Genomic DNA, 23226 nt, shown 5'->3' with positions numbered 1-23226 from the left:
CTTTTTGTGTAATTTTTTTATGTTATATTTGCAATTATTCTGAAAACGCTTTATAATTAAAAATGTAAACTAAAGTTCGAAAAATAAACAAATGTTTGCGAGGTGAATTCAATGAATGAAAACGAAAAATTAATTCTTAACTTAATAAAAGAAAATCCTTTTATATCCCAACAAGAGTTATCAGATAAAGTTGGTTTGTCTAGACCTGCAGTTGCAAATATTATTTCAGGTTTAGTTAAGAAAGAATATGTTCAAGGGAAAGCATATGTATTAAATGAACAAAATCCAATTGTTTGTATTGGTGGGGCTAACATAGATAGGAAATTTCATATTACAGACGAATTAGTAAAAGGTACTTCAAATCCAGTTACCTCTGAAACTTCTATTGGTGGTGTTGCTAGAAATGTTGCTGAGAATTTAGGACGTATCGGTGAAGATGTTCTGTTATTAACGACTTCAGGTAATGATGCAGAGTGGCAACATATTTCAGATTTATCATCACCATTTATGAATGTGGATTATGTAGAGAAAATCTCTAGCGAATCAACGGGAAGTTATACAGCATTGTTAGATCAACATGGCAGTATGACGATGGGATTTGCAGATATGTCAGTATATGACAAAATTACGCCGGAGTTTATGATTAAGAACACATACTTACTTAATAAATCTAAATGTATTATTGCAGATTTAAACTGTCCTAAAGAGACGATAGAGTTTTTATGTTCATACGCTGAGAAGAAAAAGATTAAATTAGTCTTGATTGCAGTATCTGGACCTAAAATGAATCGTCTACCTCATAACTTACATGCGGTTGATTGGCTCATATTAAATAAAGATGAAGTTGAATCTTTCGTAGGTAAAGATGCACAAACAGAAGCGGAATTAATTCAATACATTGGTGAAATTAGATCACTTGGTGTGAAGAACTTAGTTGTGACATCAGGTAAAGATAAAATTATTTATGATGGTGATGAAGGACAACGTCAATTTGAAGTTAAAAAAGTAGATAATGTCGTTGATGTAACAGGTGCTGGTGATGCTTTTACGTCAGGTTTAATTTATGGATGGTTGAAATCATTTGAAATCGACAAAATTATTGATTTGGCAAAAGCAAATGCATCTAAAACAATTCAAACAGCTTATACAGTGAGACAAGATTTAGATAAAAAACAATTAATTAAGGACATGGAGGCTTTATAATGGAAAACTATATTCAATTTTCAGAAGAAGTAGAAAAAGCAAAAGAGGAAGGTAAAGCAATTGTTGCTTTAGAATCTACAATTATTTCACATGGTATGCCTTATCCTCAAAACGTAGAAATGGCACAAAAAGTAGAACAAATTGTAAGAGATAATGGTGGGGTACCAGCAACAATCGCAATTATTGATGGAAAGATTAAAATTGGATTGAGCGAAGATGAATTAGAATTATTAGCAAGTGCAGAAAATGTATCAAAAGTTTCTAGAAGAGATATCGCTGAAATATTAGCAACTAAGAAAATTGGTGCAACAACAGTGGCTTCAACAATGATTTGTGCGCAATTAGCAGACATTAAATTCTTTGTTACTGGTGGTATCGGTGGTGTTCATAAAGGTGCTGAGCATACAATGGATATTTCTGCAGACTTAGATGAACTTTCTAAAACGAAAGTAGCTGTCATTTGTGCTGGTGCTAAATCAATTCTAGACTTAGGCAAAACATTAGAATATTTAGAAACAAAAGGAGTACCTGTAGTTGGATATCAAACTGATGAACTTCCAGCATTCTTTACAAGAGAAAGTGGTCTTAAATTAAATACAAGAATTGATGAAGTAAGTACAATTGCGAAACTAGCAGAAGTGCAATGGGATTTAGGTTTAGAAACAGGTATTGTTGTAGCTAACCCAGTTCCAGAAGAGGATCAACTAGAACCAAGTTTCATCAATGGTATTATTGACAAAGCAGTTGCTAAAGCTGAAGAAGAAGGTATTCATGGTAAAGATTCTACACCATTCCTATTAGGTGAAATCGTTAAGCAATCTGAAGGTAAATCATTAGAAACAAATATTAAACTTGTTGAGCATAACGCTAGAATTGGTACACAAATAGCAGTTGAATATACGAACCTTCAAAATTAAAGAATAATCAGCTCAAATAATTGCATACTTATGTAATATGATTGAATTGTAAGTGGTTTTTTGATATTCTTTAATCGTATAGATAAAATTTGATTTTATACAAATTTAATATAGGTATCAGAAGGAGACAATAAAAATGGAACAAAATTCATACGTAATTATTGACGAAACGGGTATTCATGCTAGACCAGCAACAATGTTAGTTCAAACTGCATCTAAATTTGATTCAGATGTACAATTAGAATATAACGCTAAAAAAGTTAACTTAAAATCAATCATGGGTGTAATGAGCCTAGGTGTTGGTAAAGATGCTGAAATTACTATCTACGCTGAGGGTAGTGATGAGAAAGAAGCTATCGAAGCAATTACTGAAGTATTATCTAAAGAAGGATTAACTAAATAATGTCTGAAATATTAAAAGGTATAGCTGCATCTGATGGTGTGGCTATTAGTAAAGCATATTTATTAGTTGAACCTGACTTATCGTTTTCAAGCGAAAATATCAGCGATGTAGACGGCGAAGTTGAAAAGTTTAAAGCGGCTGTTAATCAATCAAAAGTTGAATTAACTCAAATTCGTAATAATGCTGAAAAACAACTTGGTGCAGATAAAGCTGCGATTTTTGATGCCCATTTATTAGTATTAGAAGATCCAGAATTATTAAATCCAATTGAAGAAAATATTCGCAATAACAAAGTAAATGCACCTACTGCATTAAATGAAGTATCAACAAACTTCATTACAATTTTTGAAAATATGGATAATGAATATATGAAAGAACGTGCAGCGGATATTCGCGATGTTTCTAAACGTATTTTGGCACATATTTTAGGTGTAGAATTACCAAACCCTAGTATGATCAATGAAAGCGTTATTATTGTGGGTGAAGATTTAACACCATCTGATACTGCGCAACTTAACAAAGAGTTTGTTAAAGGTTTTGCGACAAATATCGGTGGAAGAACTTCACACTCAGCAATAATGAGTCGTTCATTGGAAATTCCTGCTGTTGTAGGTACTAAAGATATTACAGATCGCGTAAACCATGGTGATAGTTTAATCATTGATGGTTTATCTGGTGATGTAATCATTAACCCAACAGATGACGAAGTTCAAGCATACGAACAAAAACAGAAAAACTTCTTAGCTGAAAAAGAAGAATTAGCTAAACTTGTTAATGATGAATCTGTTTCTAAAGATGGTGTTCATGTTGAATTAGCTGCGAATATTGGTACACCTAATGACTTAGAAGGTGTTAAAAATAACGGCGCAGAAGGTATCGGTTTATACCGTACTGAATTCTTATACATGGGTAGAGATAATATGCCTTCAGAAGAAGAACAATTTGAAGCATATAGCAAAGTTTTAAAAGAAATGGACGGCAAACGTGTTGTCGTTCGTACTTTAGACATAGGTGGAGATAAAGAATTATCTTATCTAAACTTACCTAAAGAAATGAACCCATTCTTAGGATATAGAGCGATTCGTTTATGTTTAGATCAAACTGAAATTTTTAGAACACAATTAAGAGCTTTATTACGTGCATCTGAATTTGGTAAGTTAAATATCATGTTCCCTATGATTGCAACTATTAAAGAATTTAGAGATGCTAAAGCAATCTTACTTGAGGAAAAAGAAAAATTAGTTTCTGAAGGTGTTAACGTTGCGGATGATATCGAAATCGGTATTATGGTAGAAATTCCATCTACTGCAGCACTTGCAGACATCTTCGCTAAAGAAGTTGATTTCTTCAGTATTGGTACGAATGATTTAATCCAATATACAATGGCTGCTGACCGTATGTCTGAGCGTGTTTCTTACTTATACCAACCATATAACCCTGCAATTCTTCGCTTAGTTAAGCAAGTAATTGAAGCTTCTCATAAAGAAGGTAAATGGACTGGTATGTGTGGAGAAATGGCTGGAGACAATACAGCAATTCCATTATTACTTGGATTAGGTTTAGATGAATTCTCTATGAGTGCGACAAGTATTCTAAAAGCTAGAAAACAAATCAAACAATTAGATCAAAAAGAAATGCAAGAATTAGCGAACAAAGCAATTAACTGTGCAACAGAAGAAGAAGTTGTAGAACTCGTTAATCAAATTCTTTAAAATATAAAAACAGAGCGATTATCTCTTAACTTTAAGTGATAATCGCTCTGTTTTTATATGTTATGCTTTCTTTCAGACATTAATGAGATTTCAAGGTGAATATCGCAATTTCAGGTGAGCAAAAAATTCTAATAGGAAGTCTTGTCATGCCTATACCTTGATTAACGTAAAGAAATTGTCTAGTTCTAATTTGATACAAACCTTGTTTATATACTTTTCCATAAGTTGGTGTATAAATAGCGCCAATCTTAGGAAGTCGAACTTGACCACCATGAGTATGTCCAGAAAGTACTAAATGGATGTTTGGATCTAATAATTTAACTTTATCTGGTTCATGTACGAGTCCGATTCGAAAGTTTATATGACAATTTGGTAATTGGAATGAACTGCTAAAATTAGGCAGACCAAAACATAAATCGTCAATGCCATTAATCTGAATATTACCGTCAGGTGTGTTTACGACGTAAGAACTGTTTAACAAGACTTCAAAACCGGATTTATTCATGATATCTAATACTGTATGAATGCCGTTTGAACCGTAATCATGGTTGCCTGGAACAAAAAACTTTCCATATTTTGATTGAACTGTACGAAATAAAGGTATAACTAGATAAGGGTCAAAAGAAATTTGAGCAATATCATCAAAACAATCACCTGTGAAACAAACAATATCTGCTTCTTGCTCATTGATAAGACGTACAAGTTGATATAAATTTTCTAAATTAGAATAATAACCTAAATGCAAATCTGTTATATGAATAAGTTTCAGATTTGATTTTAGGTTTGTATCAATAGAATGTTTGGTGATTTTAATTTTAGAGCTTGGAAATTGAATCTTCATTAATGAATGCCCAATGCTTTATTAAAAGATTCTATATCAACTTGATAAAAAACTTTTCCATTAATGAGAACAGTAGGTGTTGAAAAACTGTCTAGATCGATAAGTTCATTTTTAAACTGTTTGTTTTTTATATTTTTTTCTGTAAATGGAATTTCTTTTTCAGTAAAATATTGTTTTACAAATTGGCAAGGGGGACATTGGTCTTGTGTATAAATTGTAACTTCACTCATAGCTTTCACCTCAACTTTATATAGACATATTATAAATGATTTTCTAAAGCGTTCAACGATTAAGTCCTATTTTGCCATTAATTTGTCATTACTTTGTAAATGTTAAACATTTCACAAATGATTAAAGTGTTGTATAATAAGATTAAATTGTGATGTATATCACAAACGTTGAATGGAGGAATATTATGGATGCAGTAGTTATAAGTCGTTTACTAACTGCTATGACATTGGGGTTCCATATCATTTTTGCAACAATTGGTGTGGGTATCCCATTAATGTTTGCAATTGCTGAATTCATAGGTATTAAGAACAATAATCCTATGTATATTGCGATGGCAAAACGTTGGTCTAAAGGTTATACGATTACTGTAGCGGTCGGAGTAGTTACGGGAACAATTATTGGTCTACAATTATCATTATTGTGGCCATCATTTATGCAATTAGGTGGTCAAGTTATTGCACTACCATTATTTATGGAAACATTCGCCTTTTTCTTTGAGGCTATTTTCTTAAGTATTTATTTATATACGTGGGATAGATTCAAAGGTAAATGGACGCACTTTTTAATTACGTTACCAGTCATTATTGGTGGTACATTTTCAGCGTTCTTTATAACATCTGTGAATTCTTTCATGAATACGCCAAATGGATTCGATTTTATCAATGGAAAATTGATGAATATTGATCCAGTTGCAGCGATGTTTAATGCATCATTCGGTATTAGATCATTTCACGTTGTATCGACTGCGTTTATGACAGCTGCATTTATTTTAGCAAGTATAGCAGCATATCGTTTAATTAAGAATAAATTTATAGACGATAAAGAATATCATAAAAAAGCACTCAAACTTACGATGACAGTCGGTTTAATTGCGAGTTTACTTGCGATGTTAGCAGGAGATTTATCAGCTAAGTTCTTACATCAAGAACAACCTGAAAAATTAGCAGCTATGGAATGGCATTTTGAAAGTGAATCAAAAGCAGACCTTGTATTATTTGGGGTAGTAGATGAAGATAAACAAGAAGTAAAAGGTGCTATTAAAATACCTGGCGCTTTAAGTTTCTTATCTGATAGTAATTTTAATACTGAAGTTAAAGGATTAAACGAATTTAAGAGTGATGAAACACCACCACTTATCATTCACTATTTCTTTGATTTGATGGTATTCTTTGGTGTTTATTGTTTTGTCGTTTCAGCTTTATTTATTGTATTAAAATGGGTGAAAAAATGGTCACAATATAGTAAACCAATCTTATATTTAGCAGTATTAACCGGACCACTTGCAATGCTTGCAATTGAATTTGGTTGGTTCTTAGCCGAGATGGGTAGACAACCTTGGATATTAAGAGGTTACTTAAAAGTTGCACAAGCTGCAACAAATGCTGACGGACTAGCACTCGTATTCATTGCATTTGCAATACTTTATTTAGTTCTTGGTATTTCATCAAGTTATGTACTTATTAGAATGTTTAGTCACAGTAAAGCGACTGATGATGTAAACAAAATAATAGACAGAAAGGGTGAAGTATAATGGATTATCAACATATAGGTATTACAGTGCTTTGGCTCTTTCTGTTTGGTTACATTATTATTGGTGCGATTGACTTTGGTGCAGGATTCTTCGCATTTCACGCGAAATTAACGAAACAGGATCATATTATCAATAACTTAATTTCTAGATATTTAAACCCTGTTTGGGAAGTAACAAACGTATTCTTCGTATTCTTTTTTGTAGGAATAGTTGGATTCTTCCCAGATTCTGCTTATTATTTCGGGTCAACATTATTAATACCTGGGAGTATTGCATTAATTCTACTGACCATTCGTGGTAGTTTTTATGCATTTGAAAACTATGGACAAGATAGTAAGTTATCGTGGTTATTCTTATATGGTGGAACAGGTTTATTGATTCCAGCATCATTATCAACAATTTTAACAATTGCTGAAGGTGGCTATATAAAAGAAACAAGTGATGGTGTTCACCTACAATGGGTTGATTTATTATTAAGTCCATATGCATGGGCAGTCGTATTTTTAGCAATTATTTCTGTGTTATATATTTCATCAGGATTTTTAACATTTTATGCAAACAAAGCTAAAGATTCTGAAGCATATCATTTATTGAGACAGTGGTTCCTTATATGGGCAATTCCAATGATCATCATTTGTCAGTTCGTTTTCTTATCTTTAAGACAACATAATGAAACGCATTTTAATAATGCAGTCGGCAGTTATTGGTGGTTATTCGGTTTAAGTATTATATTCTTTCTCATTGCTGTTGGATTAATATACTTTAAAAAAGCACATGGTGTTGCTTTTATTATGATATTATTACAATTCGGTACAGCGTTCTTTGGATATGGTGTAAGTAAATTACCATATATATTAGATCCGTTTATTAATATTGATAAAGCAGTTGTGAACGATCAAATGGCATTAATGCTTGTAATCGTATTTATTTTAGGTTTACTTTTACTCGTGCCATCGCTTATATTATTATTAAGATTATTTATCTTTGATGCTGATTACGTTAAAGGTAAAAAATAAGATTATAAAGTATGGAGGCATATCATGAGTAGGGAGTATGTAGTTATAGGTTTAGGCCGATTTGGCGGAAGTATTGTAAGAGAGCTCAATGCTTTAGATATGGATGTAATGGCCATTGATGCAGATGAAGCAAGAGTGAATGAGTTCAGTGATATCGCCACACATGCGGTGATTGCAGATACAACAGATGAAGCGGTCATGAAAAGTTTAGGTATACGTAATTTCGATCATGTAATTGTTGCAATAGGTGAGAATATACAAGCGAGTACATTAACAACCTTAATTCTTAAAGAATTAGGTGTTAAAAAAGTTACCGCTAAAGCTCAAAACGATTATCACGCTAAAATTCTCAATAAAATAGGTGCGGATACTGTTGTCCATCCAGAAAGAGATATGGGTCGTCGTATCGCACATAATGTTGCTAGCGCATCTGTACTAGACTACTTAGAACTCTCTGATGAGTATTCAATTGTAGAAATTAAAGCAGGGGAAAGACTTGCTGGTAGTTCTATATTAGAATTGGATGTACGTGCAAATTACGGTATAAATATCATTGCTGTTAAAAGAGGTAAAGATATCATCGTAGCACCAGATCCAAATGAAAATATTGAATTTCATGATATTTTAATCGTGATAGGTCATGACAATGATTTAAATAGATTTGAGAAGAAACTTGTAAATGAGTAAAAAAACACCCGTAATTTTTAGAAATTACGGGTGTTTTTATGTTTTATTTAATTTTCATGATAATTGGTAAAATCATTGGTTTACGAGCTGTTTTTTCGTATAAATAAGGTTGTAAAGCTTCAGTAATTGTAGATTTAACGTGATGCCATTCTACTTTATCATTATTGTTTAGCTTTTCAATAACAGCTTTTTTGATTAATCGTTGTGCATCGTAAATTAAATGACCTGATTCTCTCATATATACAAATCCTCTAGAGATGATGTCTGGACCTGAGAGTAGTTGTTTCGTTTTGAAATCTATACTTACAACAACTATTACAAGACCTTCTTCTGAAAGGACTTTACGGTCTTTAATTACGACATTACCGATATCTCCAATTCCGCTACCATCAACAAATACATTTCCTGATGGAATACGGCCAGCATATCTTGCAGAATCTTTAGTAAGTGCGAGCACATCACCAATTTCATATACGAATATATTTTCTGGATCTACACCACAGTTTACACCAGTTTCACTATGTTTCTTAAGCATTCTATATTCACCATGAATTGGCATAAAGTATTTAGGCTTAATTAAACGTAACATTAATTTTTGTTCATCTTGTGAACCGTGACCTGAAGTATGAATGTTTGATAATTTACCGTGAATAACATCAGCACCAGCTTTGTATAAAGCGTTGATTGTTCTATTTACACTCTTCGTGTTACCTGGAATAGGTGATGAACTGAATACAACTGTATCATCTGGAATAATGCTGATTTGTCTATGTGTACCATTAGCAATTCTTGATAATGCTGCCATTGGTTCACCTTGAGAACCTGTACATAAAATAAGAATTTCATGTTTTGGAACGGTATTAATTTTGTTTGGTTCAATAAATGTTTCAGGTGGTACTTTAATATAACCCAATTCTGTACCAATTTTAATATTGTTCTCCATTGAACGACCGAAGACAACAATTTTACGATTGTATTTAACGGCTGCTTCAACAGCTTGTTGAACTCTATAAATATTAGAAGCAAATGTTGCAAAAATAATTCTACCTGAACACTTACGGAAAATCTCATCTACGTTTTGTCCAACTTCCTTTTCACTTAATGTAAAGTTAGGAACTTCGGAATTTGTAGAGTCTGATAACAAACATAATACGCCTTCTTCACCAAGTTGAGCCATTTTGGCAATATTTGCAGGTTTACCAACAGGTGTGAAATCAAATTTAAAGTCACCTGTATGAACAATTTTACCTTCTGGTGTATCTGCAATAATCCCGTATGCTTCTGGAATACTATGAGTTGTTAAATAAAATGAAATCTTGAAATGTTTAAATTCAAATACTGAATCTTCATCAATTTCATTTAATTGAGCAGTCTTCAATAAATTATGTTCTTCCAATTTATTTCTAATAAGACCTAAAGCAAGTGGTCCACTATAAATCGGAACATTCATTTGTTTTAATAAAAATGGGACACCACCGATATGGTCTTCGTGTCCATGAGTGATAAATAAAGCTTTCACTTTATGTTTATTTTGAATTAAGTACGTATAATCTGGTATCACGTAATCGATACCAAGAAGATCGTCATCAGGGAATTTAATACCTGCATCAATGACAATGATTTCATCTTGATATTCGAGGGCGTACGTGTTTTTACCAATTTCACCGAGACCACCCAGTGCGTATACGCCTACTTCATTTTTTTGTAAAGGCTTCATTTAGATTGTCTCCACATTAAAGTGATCAGATTTCTTTTCATATTCTAAATGAGCGCCCTCTAATTTTTGGACAAATTCGATATTGTAATTACGGTCAGATAAATATCTTCTTACTTGTTCTTCAGTTTGTCCTTCGAAATATTTTGTTTGTGTACTTTCACGTACGATTACTTCACTTTTGTCTTCTTGAAAAAATACTTTAAATACTGCCATTTATATAAATCCTCCTAGGTTAATTAACATAAATAAAGCCCTAGTTTTTAAGTCTAGGGTTTGTCAATTTCAAAATTTGATTCCCGTACATTTTTAAAAGTAATTATATGAAAATATATAAATACCTTTTTAATAAGTTCATTTTACATGAAAATTAGAGATAAATAAAGATATTTAACTAAATCTTTCATATATATTGATTATCAACTAGAATAGAGACAAGGAGGCGATGAAAGTTGAATAAGAAATTAATATTTTTTGATATAGATGGTACAATCTATGATGAAAACAAAGAAATTCCAGAATCAACTATTAATGCGATAAAAAAATTAAAAGAAGCTGGCCATATCGTCGCAATTGCAACAGGTAGAGCACCGTATATGTTTAAAGAAGTTATTAGAGAAACAGGTATTGATACTTTTGTTTCGCTAAACGGACAAATTGTTGTATATAATGGAGAAATTATTAGTAAATATCCATTAAATAAAGAGGAACTTACCAGTATAGTAGACAAAGCACACGCGAATAATCATCCACTAGTATTCTTCGGCGAAACAGCAGTGTATGCAAATGTAGAAAGTGATAACGACATTTCTGAAAGTCTTGGTACATTAAAGATGGATTATCCAGAATATCACAATACATATTATCTTGATCACCCAGTTTATCAAGCACTTATTTTCCATGCTGACGATGAAGATGACAAGTACGATAATCAATTCAATGCGTTGAAATTCTATAGATGGCATCCACTAAGTAGAGATGTAGTGCCAAATGATCGTTCTAAAGCAGAAGGCATAAAAGAACTCAGTGATAAATTAGGATTCCCATTAAGCGAAGTAGTTGCATTCGGTGATGGACCAAATGATGTAGAAATGATTACTGAAGTAGGGTGTGGTGTATCAATGGGTAATGCCGTTGACGCACTAAAAGAAGTTTGTGATTTTGAAACGAAACATGTAAGTGAAAATGGTATATACTATGCATGTATAGAATTAGGATTGATAGATGAATAGGATGTGAATTTTATGGATAAGGTCGAACGCATCATCAAAACAATCGATGCAGAAAAAAATAGATCTGACAAACAATTTAAAGGAATAGAATTTAATATTCGAAAAAATGAAGTTGTTATGATCTATAACTATGATGAAATGATTAATAACGTTAAACAAGATCCACATTACATTCGACATAACAAAGATCCAGAATGGTTAAGTTTGGATGAATTAACCGCTATTCAAAAAGCACTAAAAGAAAAAAACATTCATTTCATCGAACGAAGAGATGAATTTATGTAATGAATAAAATCATGAGACAGAAGAACAGTAATCTACAATTGGAAGATTGAGATTACTGTTTTTTATTGATAAAATAGAAATCATCAGGTGTGTAAGTTAGGGACATAATTCTGAGAAGTGTCCGTAAGAGGTGCAGTTAGGGACATAATTCTGAGAAGTGTCCGTAAGAGGTGCAGTTAGGGACAGAATTCCGAGAAATGTCCGTAAGAGGTGCTGTTAGGGACAGAATTCCGAGAAATGTCCGTAAGTGAGCAGTTTCTAATTACCACAATTCAGAATAATGACATTAAAAAGAGCGAATACCAACTGAATGGTATTCGCTCTTTTGTCATCATACTTATTTAATTAATTTCTACTGCATCATCGAGTGGTTTGAATGGATCTTCTTCGTTAATATAGTCATAGAACATGATGCCATTTAAATGATCGATTTCATGTTGCAATACGATTGCTGGATATCCTTTGAATCTTTTCTTAAATGGATTTCCTTCTATATCATATGCTTGAATCGTTACTTTATAATTACGATGTACGAGTCCTGGTTTTGATTCATCTACACTTAAGCATCCTTCGCCACCATTTAAATATGCTTTTTGTACACTATGGCTTACGATTTTAGGATTGATAAGTTGAAGTTCGATTTGGTTTCCTTTTCCGTCATCTTGAATATATACTGCTAACATTTTTTTAGAAACATTGATTTGTGGAGCGGCAAGGCCTACGCCAGAACGTAATTTGTATTTTTTAGCAAGTTCTTCATTTTGAGAATTCTTTAGGAATTCCATCATTTCATTTAATGTTTCTTTATCTTCAGTCGATACTGGTAATTCTACTTCTTCGGCTCTCTTTCTAAGTGTTTCGTGGCCGTCACGAATAATATTTTCCATCGTTATCATTTACATGCACCTTCCTCATATAAAATATTATCAAAAACTGGTCATTTTTACATCTATTATTAATTGTATAAATAAAAAAAACAGAGTAACATATTGATAGGATTAAAAGGAGGAATTACGAATGATTGGCAAGAAATTTGTGACATTAACATTAGCGACTTCATTAATTTTAACAGCATGTGGTCAATCTAAAGAATCACTTGAATCTTTTTATAACAAAGTTGAAAAAGCAAATAAAGAAGAAAAAGTTATTGTTGATTTAAATGAGAAAATGACTAAGGCAGAAAAAGACAAAGTTAAAAAAATCGAAGCATTAAATAAAGCTAAAAATGATGACTTTAAAACAAAAGCGCAAGAATTAACTGACGGCATTAAAGATAGAGAAGAAATCGTAAAAGATGAAACGTCAGCAATGAAGAAGTCTAAAGATATTTATGAAACGTCTAAAAAGGACTATAAAAATATAGAAGATGAAGAACAATTAAAAGAAGCTAAAGAATTAAAGAATGCATTAGACGAAAAGTATAAGTTACATAACGAAGTGATGGATGCATATAAAGAGGTATTAAAAACGGAAAAAGATTTATTTAGTTATTTATCAAAAGACAATGCTACGCAAAAAGGTGCAAATGATCGTTCTTCTAAATTGACAGAAGTTAATAAAAAGACTGAAAAAGTTGTAACAGATTATCAAAATACTTTAAGAAAAGTCCAACAAGAAAAGAAAGATATTTCAGCTATTTTAGATAAATAATTTGTATTAGTACAGCTAATATTATGTTTTAGTACAGTTACATAAAAACCTTTAATTAGTGGGGTTTTTAAGATGTTAGTATTTTTTATTTAACAGTAAAACAGTTTTGTGTTAGAATGATTAAGAAATGATTATTTAATATAGGGAAAGGTATGGTGAATTGAATGGCTCCGAGAAAAAAAGCCCAATTCGATGCAGTAGCGACTTTAAATGAAATAGAGTCTAAGTTTGAAATGGTTCAAGTTTTAGATGAAGAAGGAAATGTCGTAAATAGTGACTTGTTACCGGACTTATCTGACGAAGAACTTGTTGAATTAATGGAAAGAATGGTTTGGACTCGTGTTCTTGATCAACGTTCTATTTCATTAAATAGACAAGGACGTCTAGGTTTCTATGCACCAACAGCTGGACAAGAAGCTTCACAATTAGCTTCACATTATGCGTTAGAGAAAGAAGACTATGTATTACCTGGTTACCGTGATGTGCCACAATTAATTTGGCATGGTTTACCATTAACAAAAGCTTTCTTATTCTCACGTGGACACTTTATTGGAAATCAATTTCCAGAAGGTGTTAATGCTTTAAGTCCACAAATTATTATTGGTGCACAGTTTATCCAAACAGCTGGTGTAGCATTAGGTCTTAAAAAACGTGGTAAGAAAAATGTTGCAATTACTTACACTGGTGATGGCGGTTCTTCACAAGGTGACTTCTATGAAGGTATCAACTTTGCTTCTGCTTACAAAGCACCTGCAATTTTCGTTATCCAAAATAACAACTATGCGATTTCAACACCTCGTGACAAACAAACGGCTGCTAAAACTTTAGCTCAAAAATCAGTAGCAGTTGGTATTCCAGGTGTATTAGTAGATGGAATGGATGCATTAGCAGTATATGCAGTAACTAAACAAGCGCGTGAACGTGCAGTAAATGGTGAAGGTCCATCATTAATCGAAACATTAACTTACCGTTACGGTCCACATACAATGGCTGGTGACGATCCAACTCGTTATAGAACTTCTGATGAAGATTCTGATTGGGAAAAGAAAGATCCATTAGTACGTTTCAGAAAATATCTTGAAGCGAAAAACTTATGGTCTGAAGAAAAAGAAAACGAAGTAATGGAAAAAGCTAAAGAAGAAATTAAAACAGCTATCAAAGAGGCAGATAATACGCCTAAACAAAAAGTTACAGACTTAATGGAAAACATGTATGAAGAAATGCCTCACAATTTAGCTGAACAATATGAAATTTACAAAGAGAAGGAGTCGAAATAAGTCATGGCACAAATGACAATGATTCAAGCGATTAACAATGCGCTTCAAAACGAATTAAAAAGAGACGAAGATGTTCTATTATTCGGTGAAGACGTTGGTGTAAACGGCGGTGTATTCCGTGCTACAGAAGGTTTACAAAAAGAATTCGGTGAAGATCGTGTATTTGATACACCTCTAGCTGAATCAGGTATTGGTGGTCTAGCTTTAGGTTTAACGCTTGAAGGTTACCGTCCTGTCATGGAAATCCAATTCTTTGGTTTCGTATTTGAAGTTATGGACTCAATTGCTGGTCAAATAGCTCGTCACCGTTTCCGTTCAGGTAACTCAAAAGTGGCTCCAATCACAATCCGTGCGCCATTTGGTGGTGGTGTTCATACACCAGAATTACACGCGGACAACTTAGAAGGTTTAGTAGCACAATCTCCTGGTTTGAAAGTTGTTATTCCTTCAAACCCATATGATGCTAAAGGACTATTAATTTCTGCAATCCGCAGTAATGACCCAGTTGTTTATTTAGAACACATGAAGTTATACCGTTCATTCCGTGAAGAGGTACCTGAAGAAGAGTACGAAGTAGAAATCGGTAAAGCTAAAGTTAAACGTGAAGGTACAGATTTAACAATCATTACTTATGGTGCAATGGTTCAAGAATCATTAAAAGCTGCTGAAGATTTAGAAAAAGATGGTTATTCAGTTGAAGTTATTGACTTAATCACTGTTCAACCATTAGATGTTGAAGCAATTGTTAAATCAGTAGAAAAAACAAACCGTGTAATCGTAGTTCAAGAAGCTCAAAAACAAGCAGGCGTTGGCGCAAGTGTTGTAGCTGAAATCTCTGAAAGAGCTGTTCTTTCATTAGAAGCTCCTATTGCACGTGTAGCAGCTGCTGACACTATTTATCCATTCACACAAGCAGAAGGTGTTTGGTTACCAAACAAAAAAGATATCGTAGCGCAAGCTAAAGAAACATTAGAGTTTTAATGCGCATTAAAATACGGATTTAATATTTAGGAGGAAAAAATCGTGTCATTCGAATTTAAATTACCAGATATCGGTGAAGGTATCCACGAAGGTGAAATTGTAAAATGGTTTGTTAAAGCAGGAGACGAAATTCAAGAAGACGATGTATTATGTGAAGTACAAAATGATAAATCTGTCGTTGAAATTCCATCACCTGTTGCAGGTAAAATTGAAGAAGTTATGGTTGAAGAAGGTACAGTATCTGTTGTTGGTGATACAATTGTTAAAATTGATGCACCAGACGCAGAAGGCTTACAATTCAAAGGTCATGACGACGATGAAGAAGAAACTAAAGAAGAAGCACCAGCTGAAGAAGCTAAAGAAGAAGCAACTACTGAAACTCAATCAGAAAATGTTGATGAGTCTAAACGTGTAATTGCTATGCCTTCAGTTCGTAAATTTGCTCGTGATAACGATGTAAATATTAAAGCTGTTTCAGGTTCAGGTAAAAATGGCCGTATCTTAAAAGAAGACGTTGAAGCATACTTAAATGGTGGGACTACTTCAGAGCAACCAGCAAAAGAAGAAGCTCAAACTACATCTGAAGATACACAAGCAGTACAATCTCCACAAGTACCAGAAGGAGAATTCCCTGAAACTCGTGAGAAAATACCAGCTATGCGTAAGGCAATTGCTAAAGCAATGGTTAACTCTAAGCATACTGCACCTCACGTAACATTAATGGATGAAATTGATGTTCAAGAATTATGGGATCACCGTAAAAAATTCAAAGAAGTTGCTGCTGAGCAAGGTACTAAATTAACATTCTTACCATATGTTGTTAAAGCATTAGTATCTGCACTTAAGAAATACCCAGCATTAAATACTGAATTTGATGAAGAAAATGGTGAAATTGTTCATAAACATTACTATAATATAGGTATAGCTGCGGATACTGATCGTGGTTTATTAGTACCAGTAGTCAAAAATGCTGATCACAAATCAATGTTCGAAATTTCTGATGAAATTAACGAATTAGCTGTTAAAGCACGTGATGGTAAACTACAAGCTAACGAAATGAAAGGCGCAACATGTACGATAAGTAATATCGGTTCAGCAGGTGGACAATGGTTTACACCAGTAATCAACCATCCTGAAGTTGCTATTTTAGGTATCGGTCGTATTGCTCAAAAACCTATCGTTAAAGATGGAGAAATTATTGCTGCACCTGTATTATCACTATCATTAAGTTTCGACCATAGACAAATTGATGGTGCTACTGGACAAAACGCAATGAACCATATTAAGAGATTATTAAATAATCCAGAATTATTATTAATGGAGGGGTAAAAATGGTAGTTGGAGATTTTCCTATTGAAACAGATACTATTGTAATTGGAGCAGGTCCTGGTGGATATGTTGCAGCAATTCGTGCAGCACAATTAGGACAAAAAGTAACAATCGTTGAAAAAGGCGAATTAGGTGGTGTATGTTTAAACGTTGGTTGTATCCCATCTAAAGCTTTATTATCAGCATCACACCGTTTCCACAATGCTCAACATTCAGAAGATATGGGTGTTGTAGCTGAGAAAGTAGCATTAAACTTCGAAAAAGTTCAAGAGTTCAAAAATGGCGTAGTTAAAAAATTAACTGGCGGCGTAGCTGGACTAATGAAAGGTAACAAAATCGATGTTGTTAAGGGAGAAGCATACTTTGTAGATGAAAATAACTTAAAAGTTATGACTGAAAAAGCATCTCAAACTTATACTTTCAAAAATGCAATTATCGCAACTGGTTCACGACCAATTGAAATTCCTAATTTCAAATTTGGTAAACGTGTCATTGATTCTACAGGTGCATTAGCACTTCAAGAAGTTCCTAAAAAATTAGTAGTAGTAGGTGGCGGATACATTGGTTCTGAGCTAGGTACTGCATATGCTAACTTTGGTTCTGAAGTAACAATTCTTGAAGGTGCTAAAGACATTTTAGGTGGATTTGAAAAGCAAATGACTCAAATCGTTAAAAAAGGTCTTAAAGCTAAAGGTGTAGAAATCGTTACAGAAGCGATGGCTAAATCAGCTGAAGAAACTGACAACGGCGTTAAAGTTACTTATGAAGCTGGCGGAGAAACAAAAGAAATCGATGCAGACTATGTATTAGTTACAGTAGGACGTCGACCAAATACTGATGAATTAGGTCTTGAAGAATTAGGTCTAAAAATGTCAGATCGTGGTTTAGTTGAAGTTGACGAACAAAGCCGTAGTTCAATCAGCAATATCTATGCAATCGGTGATATTGTTGCTGGACCTCCACTTGCTCATAAAGCAAGTTACGAAGCTAAAGTAGCTGCTGAAGCAATTTCTGGTGAAAAATCAGCTGTAGATTACTTAGGTATTCCAGCAGTATGTTTCACTGAACCAGAATTAGCAACAGTAGGTTACACTGAAGCTAGCGCTAAAGAAGAAGGTTTAGAAATTAAAGCTGCTAAGTTCCCATTTGCTGCAAATGGTCGTGCATTAGCATTAAATGAAACTGCTGGTTTCGTTAAACTTATCGCTTTAAAAGAAAATGGTCTTCTAATTGGTGCACAAGTTGCTGGTACAGGCGCTTCAGATATCATTGCTGAATTAGGTTTAGCAATTGAAACAGGTATGACTGCTGAAGACGTATCATTAACAATTCATGCTCACCCAACATTAGGTGAAATTTCTATGGAAGCTGCAGAAGTAGCATTAGGAACACCTATCCATACAATGTAATCATAAAAATATAAGGCTGAGACATATTTATGTCCCAGCCTTTTTTTGTAAAGGAGTAGAAAATATGGAGTATAGTTATCCAATAGATGTGGATTGGTCGCAAGAAGAAATTCTTGAAGTGATGGCATTTTATAATCTTATAGAAGATGCATATGAAAGTGAAGCAAATGTAGAAGAATTAGATAAAGCTTATAAAAACTTTAAGAAAATTATTCCTGGTAAATCTGATGAGAATAATTTTTATAAAGCTTTCAAAGATGAGAGTGGCTATGATGGCTATAAAGTTGTTAAAGCTTTAAAAGAGAATAAAGAAGCGACAACGATTTCAGTTAAATAATATTATAAAATCCCCCAAAAAAGTGTTGAACTATAAAATGATTTCTGTTATTTTATTAAAGGTACTAAACTTAATGTTTAGTAAAAGTAAACTTTACACTTTCTTGGGGGATTTATGAATATAGGAGAAAAACTTAAAAATTTAAGGTATCAAAAGAACCTAACACAAGAAGAACTTGGAGAGCGTACAGATTTATCTAAAGGGTATATTTCGCAATTAGAAAGAAATTTATCTTCACCATCTATGGAAACATTTTTGAATATTTTAGATGTATTAGGGGTTGAGCCTAGTGAGTTTTTTAATGAGAAATTGTATCAAGCCCGTATACATTATCCTGAACAAGAACACACGATATATGATGAATATGATTTAGGTTACAAAATCAAATGGCTCGTTCCAGATTCAAATGAATTTGAAATGGAACCTGTTATTATCACTTTAAAAAGTGGATCTAAATATAAAGCATTTAGCCCATCAAATTCTGAAACATTTGCATATGTAAAAAAAGGATTCATAACTTTAAATATAGGGAATCAAACATATACTGCTAAAAGTGGAGAATGTTTTTATTTTAAAGCGCATGAAACGCATCAGTTTTTAAATCAATCTAACAAAGATGCTGAAGTATTAATCGTAGCTACAGAATCGTATTTATAGGAGGTAAGGTATGAAACAACCAATCATAAAGTTCGAAGGCATTTCAAAGAACTTTAACAACACGCAAGTATTAGATGATGTCAGTTTTGAAATTGAAGAAGGTAAATTTTATACATTATTAGGTCCATCAGGATGTGGTAAAACGACAATTTTAAAATTGATAGCAGGATTTGAAACACCAACAAAAGGTAATATTTTGTTTAATAATAAAATTATAAACAAAGTGCCAGCAAATAATAGGAAAGTTAATACAGTGTTCCAAGATTACGCGTTATTTCCTCATTTAAATGTATACGACAATGTAGCATTTGGACTAAAAATAAAAAAGTTAAATAAAAAAGATATTCAAACTAAAGTAAAAGAAGCATTAAAATTAGTGAAGCTTGAAGGATATGAACAACGTAAAATCACTGAAATGAGTGGCGGTCAAAAGCAACGTGTCGCAATTGCTAGAGCAATTGCGAATGAACCTGAAATTATCTTGCTTGATGAGCCATTATCAGCTCTAGACTTAAAGTTAAGAACAGAAATGCAATATGAATTACGTGAATTGCAACAACGATTAGGTATTACGTTTATATTTGTCACACATGACCAAGAAGAAGCATTAGCAATGAGTGATTACATATTTGTTATGAAAGACGGAAAAATTCAACAAAGTGGTACACCTGTAGACATATATGACGAACCGGTCAATAAATTCGTAGCAGATTTCATTGGAGAATCTAATATTGTTACAGGTGTCATGAAACGTGATTATGTTGTTGAAATGTACGGAATTCCTTATGAATGTGTAGATGCTGGATTTGAGAAAGATGCTAAAGTTGACGTAGTGATTCGTCCAGAAGATATCACGATTAAATCGGAGAATGAAGGTCGTATCTCTGCAGTTGTAGATTCTCAATTATTTAGAGGTGTTCATTATGAAATCTGTTGTTATGATGCACAAGGTAATGAATGGATAATCCAAACGACGAAAAAAGCAACAATCGGTGAAACAGTAGGACTTGATTTTGATTCAGAAGCGATTCATATTATGTTGCCAGGTGAAACAGAAGAAGAATTTGATCGTCGAATTGAAAGCTATGAGGATGAGGAACATGCATAAAATAAAATCATTATTACTCGTACCTTACATGATATGGATAGTATTATTTATTATCGTTCCAATTGCTATGATTTTTTATGCATCATTACTTGATATTCATGGGCACTTTTCATTCGAGAATTACCAGAACTTTTTTACAAGTAGTTATTTAGAAATGACTTTAAGTTCAGCATGGTATGCATTAATTATTACTTTCTTTTGTTTGCTAATCAGTTATCCATTAGCGTTAACACTTAGAAATGCTAAACATAAAGATATATTATTATTACTCGTTATCTTACCTACATGGATTAACTTGTTACTTAAGACGTATGCCTTTATTGGTATCCTCAGTCATGATGGTTTATTAAATAAAATTTTAAGCATATTTCACGTACCATCAACAGAATTATTATTTACAAGTACAGCATTTATCATCGTTTCGGTTTATATTTATATTCCTTTTATGCTGTTACCAATCTTTAATTCAATGGATGAAATACCAGAGAATTTATTACAAGCTTCAAGAGACTTAGGTGCAAATAGTTTTACAACATTTAAAAATGTCATCGTGCCTTTAACATTAGAAGGCGTGAAAACGGGTATCCAAATTACATTTATACCGGCATTATCTTTATTTATGATTACGCGTTTAATCGCAGGTAATAAAGTTGTTAACTTAGGTACAGCTATACAAGAACAGTTTTTAGTTACACAAAATTATGGTATGGGTTCTACGATAGCAGTGTTCTTAATATTAGCTATGGCTCTGATACTCATTATTACGAAATCTAAATCAGAGAATAAGGAGGTATAGTATGAAATTAACAGGAAAACTTTATTTTACACTTATACTTATATTTCTATACTTGCCTATCTTTTTCTTGATATTTTATTCATTTAATGGTGCGGGTAATATGACGCATTTTAAAGGATTTACATTTGATCATTATACATCGGTGTTTCAAAATAAGCGCTTGTTAGTGATTATCGTGAACACCATTGCGATCGCATTGTTGGCAGCAAGTATCTCTACTTTAATCGGCATATGTGGTGCAATAGGTATCTACTACTTAAGAAATAAAAAATTAAAAGTGGGATTACTAACGTTGAATAATATCTTAATGGTAAGTTCTGATGTTGTTATTGGTTCGTCATTTTTACTGTTATTTACAGTTATTGGTCATTATACAGGTATGGGACTCGGTTTCTGGTCAGTATTAATTTCTCATATAGCATTTTGTGTACCAATAGTAGTGCTTCTAGTGCTTCCTAAACTTTATGATATGAATACATCAATGATCGATGCAGCTAAAGATTTAGGTGCAACTTCATGGCAAACACTTATTAAAGTTGTGATACCTCATATTCTACCGGGTGCAATTGGTGGATTCTTTATGGCACTTACGTACTCGTTAGATGACTTTACAGTGAGCTTCTTTGTGACAGGTAGTGGCTTTAGCGTATTATCTGTTGAAGTATATTCTATGGCTAGAAAAGGTATTACGATGGAAATCAATGCGATTTCTACATTGCTATTTGCTTTAGTCATGATACTGATTTTAGGATATTATTTCTTAAAAAGAGGCCAACAAAAAAGACTTGAAAAAAGAGGGGGCATTATAAGATGAAACAATTAATGCAGTTAGTCGGCATTTCAATTGTTGTAGGGGCATTGTTAATGTTATCTACTAAATTAATTGATCCGCCTCCTTCTAAAGGAAAAAAGAATGTCATTTATGTATATAACTGGGGAGAATATATTGACCCAGATTTGACGAAAAAATTTGAAAAACAAACAGGTATTAAAGTCGTATACGAAACGTTTGATTCCAATGAAGCGATGATGGCTAAAATTAAAAACGGTGGTACAGCATATGATGTTGCTGTGCCGAGTGAGTATACTGTTGAAAAAATGAAAAAAGAAAAGTTATTAATACCGATTGATCATAAAAAAGTACCGAATTTAAAAAATATTGATAAAGATTTTATGAATTTACCATTTGATCCAGGTAATAAATACTCCGTACCTTATTTTTGGGGAACAGTGGGTATTTTGTATAATCCTGAAACAACAAAAGGTATCAATTTTAATACATGGAATAGTCTATGGGATAAACGTCTCAAAGATGATGTATTAATCGTTGATGGTTCAAGAGAAGGTATTGGATTTGCATTAAATAGCATGAATGAAAGTTTAAATGAAACGAATAAGCAAAAACTGAAAAAAGCACAAGATAAATTAATTAAGTTATCACCTAATGTTCGAGGTGTTGTAGGTGATGAAATTAATACAATGATGGTTCAGAACGAATCAGATGTAGCCGTTGTTTGGAGTGGTATGGCAGCTGATATTATGACTGAAAATGATAAATTGGATTTTGTCGTACCTAAAGAAGGTTCAAACTTATGGTTTGATAATATCGTTATACCTAAGACAGCTCAAAATGTTGATGGCGCACATAAATTTATTAATTTCTTATTAGAAGAGAAGAATGGAAAACAAAATGCAGAATGGGTTGGATATGCAACACCAAATAAAGCTTCTTATAATCTTTTAGATAAGAGTGTTAGAGAAGACGAGCGTTTCTACCCTGATTCTTCAGTAAGAAATAAACTTGAAGTTTATGAAGATTTAGGAAAAGAAAATATTGGAGCGTATAATGAAGCCTTTTTAAAATTTAAAATGTCGCTTAATTAGTCAATATAAAGGGTCTTTGTGAGAAA

Annotated in this window: 25 protein-coding genes; 20 read left to right on the top strand and 5 right to left on the bottom strand. The window is 32.8% G+C overall.

The window, feature by feature from the left end; translation table 11 throughout:
* Positions 1-111 precede the first annotated feature (111 nt).
* The 4 genes from ACJTHF_RS00515 (at position 112) to ptsP (ending at position 4235) form a co-directional block, all read left to right on the top strand.
* Positions 112-1203: a carbohydrate kinase gene (locus ACJTHF_RS00515; RefSeq protein ID WP_048542207.1), complete on the top strand. Its 1092-nt coding sequence runs from the start codon at positions 112-114 to the stop codon at positions 1201-1203.
* Positions 1203-2120: a pseudouridine-5'-phosphate glycosidase gene (locus ACJTHF_RS00510; protein WP_058591005.1), complete on the top strand. Its 918-nt coding sequence runs from the start codon at positions 1203-1205 to the stop codon at positions 2118-2120. The genes ACJTHF_RS00515 and ACJTHF_RS00510 overlap by 1 nt, the downstream gene beginning before the upstream one ends.
* A 136-nt stretch (positions 2121-2256) precedes the next feature.
* The gene (locus ACJTHF_RS00505) at positions 2257-2523 is read left to right on the top strand and encodes a phosphocarrier protein HPr (RefSeq protein ID WP_016912884.1); all 267 of its coding nucleotides are present in this window, start codon (positions 2257-2259) and stop codon (positions 2521-2523) included.
* Positions 2523-4235, top strand: a complete 1713-nt coding sequence (gene ptsP / locus ACJTHF_RS00500; protein ID WP_048542211.1) for a phosphoenolpyruvate--protein phosphotransferase — start codon at positions 2523-2525, stop codon at positions 4233-4235. Before ACJTHF_RS00505 ends, ptsP begins: the two co-directional genes overlap by 1 nt.
* Positions 4236-4314: 79 nt before the next feature.
* Here the strand turns inward: ptsP and ACJTHF_RS00495 are convergent, their stop codons facing one another.
* The gene (locus ACJTHF_RS00495) at positions 4315-5076 is read right to left on the bottom strand and encodes a metallophosphoesterase (protein WP_058592406.1); all 762 of its coding nucleotides are present in this window, start codon (positions 5074-5076) and stop codon (positions 4315-4317) included.
* Complete coding sequence (locus ACJTHF_RS00490; RefSeq protein ID WP_048542216.1) at positions 5076-5306, bottom strand: glutaredoxin family protein; 231 nt, start codon at positions 5304-5306, stop codon at positions 5076-5078. The genes ACJTHF_RS00495 and ACJTHF_RS00490 overlap by 1 nt, the downstream gene beginning before the upstream one ends.
* A gap of 185 nt (positions 5307-5491) precedes the next feature.
* Here ACJTHF_RS00490 and ACJTHF_RS00485 point away from each other — a divergent pair, with 185 nt between their 5' ends.
* Genes ACJTHF_RS00485 through ACJTHF_RS00475 form a run of 3 tightly spaced genes read left to right on the top strand, consistent with a single transcriptional unit; the run spans position 5492 to position 8541 of the window.
* Entirely contained in the window at positions 5492-6838 is a 1347-nt protein-coding gene (locus ACJTHF_RS00485; protein WP_048542217.1) for a cytochrome ubiquinol oxidase subunit I, read from the top strand.
* A complete protein-coding gene (locus ACJTHF_RS00480; protein WP_048542219.1) occupies positions 6838-7854 on the top strand; it encodes a cytochrome d ubiquinol oxidase subunit II in 1017 nt (338 codons plus the stop codon). Before ACJTHF_RS00485 ends, ACJTHF_RS00480 begins: the two co-directional genes overlap by 1 nt.
* Before the next feature lie 24 nt (positions 7855-7878).
* Positions 7879-8541, top strand: a complete 663-nt coding sequence (locus tag ACJTHF_RS00475) for a potassium channel family protein (RefSeq protein WP_025905183.1) — start codon at positions 7879-7881, stop codon at positions 8539-8541.
* A gap of 43 nt (positions 8542-8584) precedes the next feature.
* Here the strand turns inward: ACJTHF_RS00475 and rnjA are convergent, their stop codons facing one another.
* Both rnjA and ACJTHF_RS00465 read right to left on the bottom strand, forming a co-directional pair.
* Entirely contained in the window at positions 8585-10258 is a 1674-nt protein-coding gene (gene rnjA, locus ACJTHF_RS00470; RefSeq protein ID WP_058592405.1) for a ribonuclease J1, read from the bottom strand.
* Positions 10259-10471 carry a DNA-dependent RNA polymerase subunit epsilon gene (locus tag ACJTHF_RS00465; RefSeq protein WP_048542221.1) on the bottom strand — a complete coding sequence of 71 codons (213 nt, stop codon included), beginning with the start codon at positions 10469-10471 and terminating at the stop codon, positions 10259-10261. It abuts the gene before it with no gap.
* A gap of 236 nt (positions 10472-10707) precedes the next feature.
* Between ACJTHF_RS00465 and ACJTHF_RS00460 the strand changes: the two genes are divergently transcribed.
* The gene (locus ACJTHF_RS00460; protein WP_058592404.1) at positions 10708-11487 is read left to right on the top strand and encodes a Cof-type HAD-IIB family hydrolase; all 780 of its coding nucleotides are present in this window, start codon (positions 10708-10710) and stop codon (positions 11485-11487) included.
* Between the two features lie 12 nt (positions 11488-11499).
* Positions 11500-11772: a hypothetical protein gene (locus ACJTHF_RS00455; protein ID WP_025905179.1), complete on the top strand. Its 273-nt coding sequence runs from the start codon at positions 11500-11502 to the stop codon at positions 11770-11772.
* 341 nt (positions 11773-12113) lie between these two features.
* Here ACJTHF_RS00455 and def read toward each other — a convergent pair whose 3' ends face one another.
* A complete protein-coding gene (def, locus tag ACJTHF_RS00450; RefSeq protein ID WP_049319348.1) occupies positions 12114-12668 on the bottom strand; it encodes a peptide deformylase in 555 nt (184 codons plus the stop codon).
* A gap of 121 nt (positions 12669-12789) precedes the next feature.
* Between def and ACJTHF_RS00445 the strand changes: the two genes are divergently transcribed.
* From ACJTHF_RS00445 to ACJTHF_RS00395, 11 genes are all read left to right on the top strand, one after another.
* Positions 12790-13422 (top strand): YkyA family protein, encoded by a 633-nt coding sequence (locus ACJTHF_RS00445; RefSeq protein ID WP_153653279.1) that lies wholly within the window; start codon positions 12790-12792, stop codon positions 13420-13422.
* 164 nt (positions 13423-13586) lie between these two features.
* Positions 13587-14699 (top strand): pyruvate dehydrogenase (acetyl-transferring) E1 component subunit alpha, encoded by a 1113-nt coding sequence (pdhA, locus tag ACJTHF_RS00440; RefSeq protein ID WP_048542229.1) that lies wholly within the window; start codon positions 13587-13589, stop codon positions 14697-14699.
* A 3-nt stretch (positions 14700-14702) separates the two neighbouring features.
* Positions 14703-15680, top strand: coding sequence for an alpha-ketoacid dehydrogenase subunit beta (locus tag ACJTHF_RS00435; RefSeq protein ID WP_058592403.1), 978 nt, complete (start codon positions 14703-14705; stop codon positions 15678-15680).
* Between the two features lie 42 nt (positions 15681-15722).
* On the top strand, positions 15723-17009 hold the full coding sequence (locus tag ACJTHF_RS00430; protein WP_058592402.1) for a dihydrolipoamide acetyltransferase family protein: 1287 nt from the start codon (positions 15723-15725) through the stop codon (positions 17007-17009).
* Positions 17010-17011: 2 nt separating this feature from the next.
* Positions 17012-18418, top strand: a complete 1407-nt coding sequence (lpdA, locus tag ACJTHF_RS00425) for a dihydrolipoyl dehydrogenase (RefSeq protein WP_048542237.1) — start codon at positions 17012-17014, stop codon at positions 18416-18418.
* Positions 18419-18482: 64 nt separating this feature from the next.
* Positions 18483-18755: a UPF0223 family protein gene (locus tag ACJTHF_RS00420; protein ID WP_048542241.1), complete on the top strand. Its 273-nt coding sequence runs from the start codon at positions 18483-18485 to the stop codon at positions 18753-18755.
* A gap of 114 nt (positions 18756-18869) precedes the next feature.
* Positions 18870-19412 (top strand): helix-turn-helix domain-containing protein, encoded by a 543-nt coding sequence (locus ACJTHF_RS00415; RefSeq protein WP_048542242.1) that lies wholly within the window; start codon positions 18870-18872, stop codon positions 19410-19412.
* A 10-nt stretch (positions 19413-19422) separates the two neighbouring features.
* Positions 19423-20520, top strand: coding sequence for an ABC transporter ATP-binding protein (locus tag ACJTHF_RS00410; protein WP_025905170.1), 1098 nt, complete (start codon positions 19423-19425; stop codon positions 20518-20520).
* Positions 20513-21316, top strand: a complete 804-nt coding sequence (locus ACJTHF_RS00405) for an ABC transporter permease (protein ID WP_088592420.1) — start codon at positions 20513-20515, stop codon at positions 21314-21316. Before ACJTHF_RS00410 ends, ACJTHF_RS00405 begins: the two co-directional genes overlap by 8 nt.
* Position 21317: 1 nt before the next feature.
* Positions 21318-22130: an ABC transporter permease gene (locus ACJTHF_RS00400; RefSeq protein ID WP_049319340.1), complete on the top strand. Its 813-nt coding sequence runs from the start codon at positions 21318-21320 to the stop codon at positions 22128-22130.
* Positions 22127-23200, top strand: a complete 1074-nt coding sequence (locus ACJTHF_RS00395) for an ABC transporter substrate-binding protein (protein ID WP_048542251.1) — start codon at positions 22127-22129, stop codon at positions 23198-23200. The genes ACJTHF_RS00400 and ACJTHF_RS00395 overlap by 4 nt, the downstream gene beginning before the upstream one ends.
* The last annotated feature ends 26 nt before the right edge of the window (positions 23201-23226 follow it).

The sequence above is a fragment of the Mammaliicoccus sp. RAM2 genome (assembly GCF_045897195.1).
Classification (GTDB): Bacteria; Bacillota; Bacilli; order Staphylococcales; family Staphylococcaceae; genus Mammaliicoccus; species Mammaliicoccus sciuri.
The sequence above is the reverse complement of the archived record's forward strand: the minus strand, read 5'-3'. Positions and strand labels throughout refer to the sequence as shown.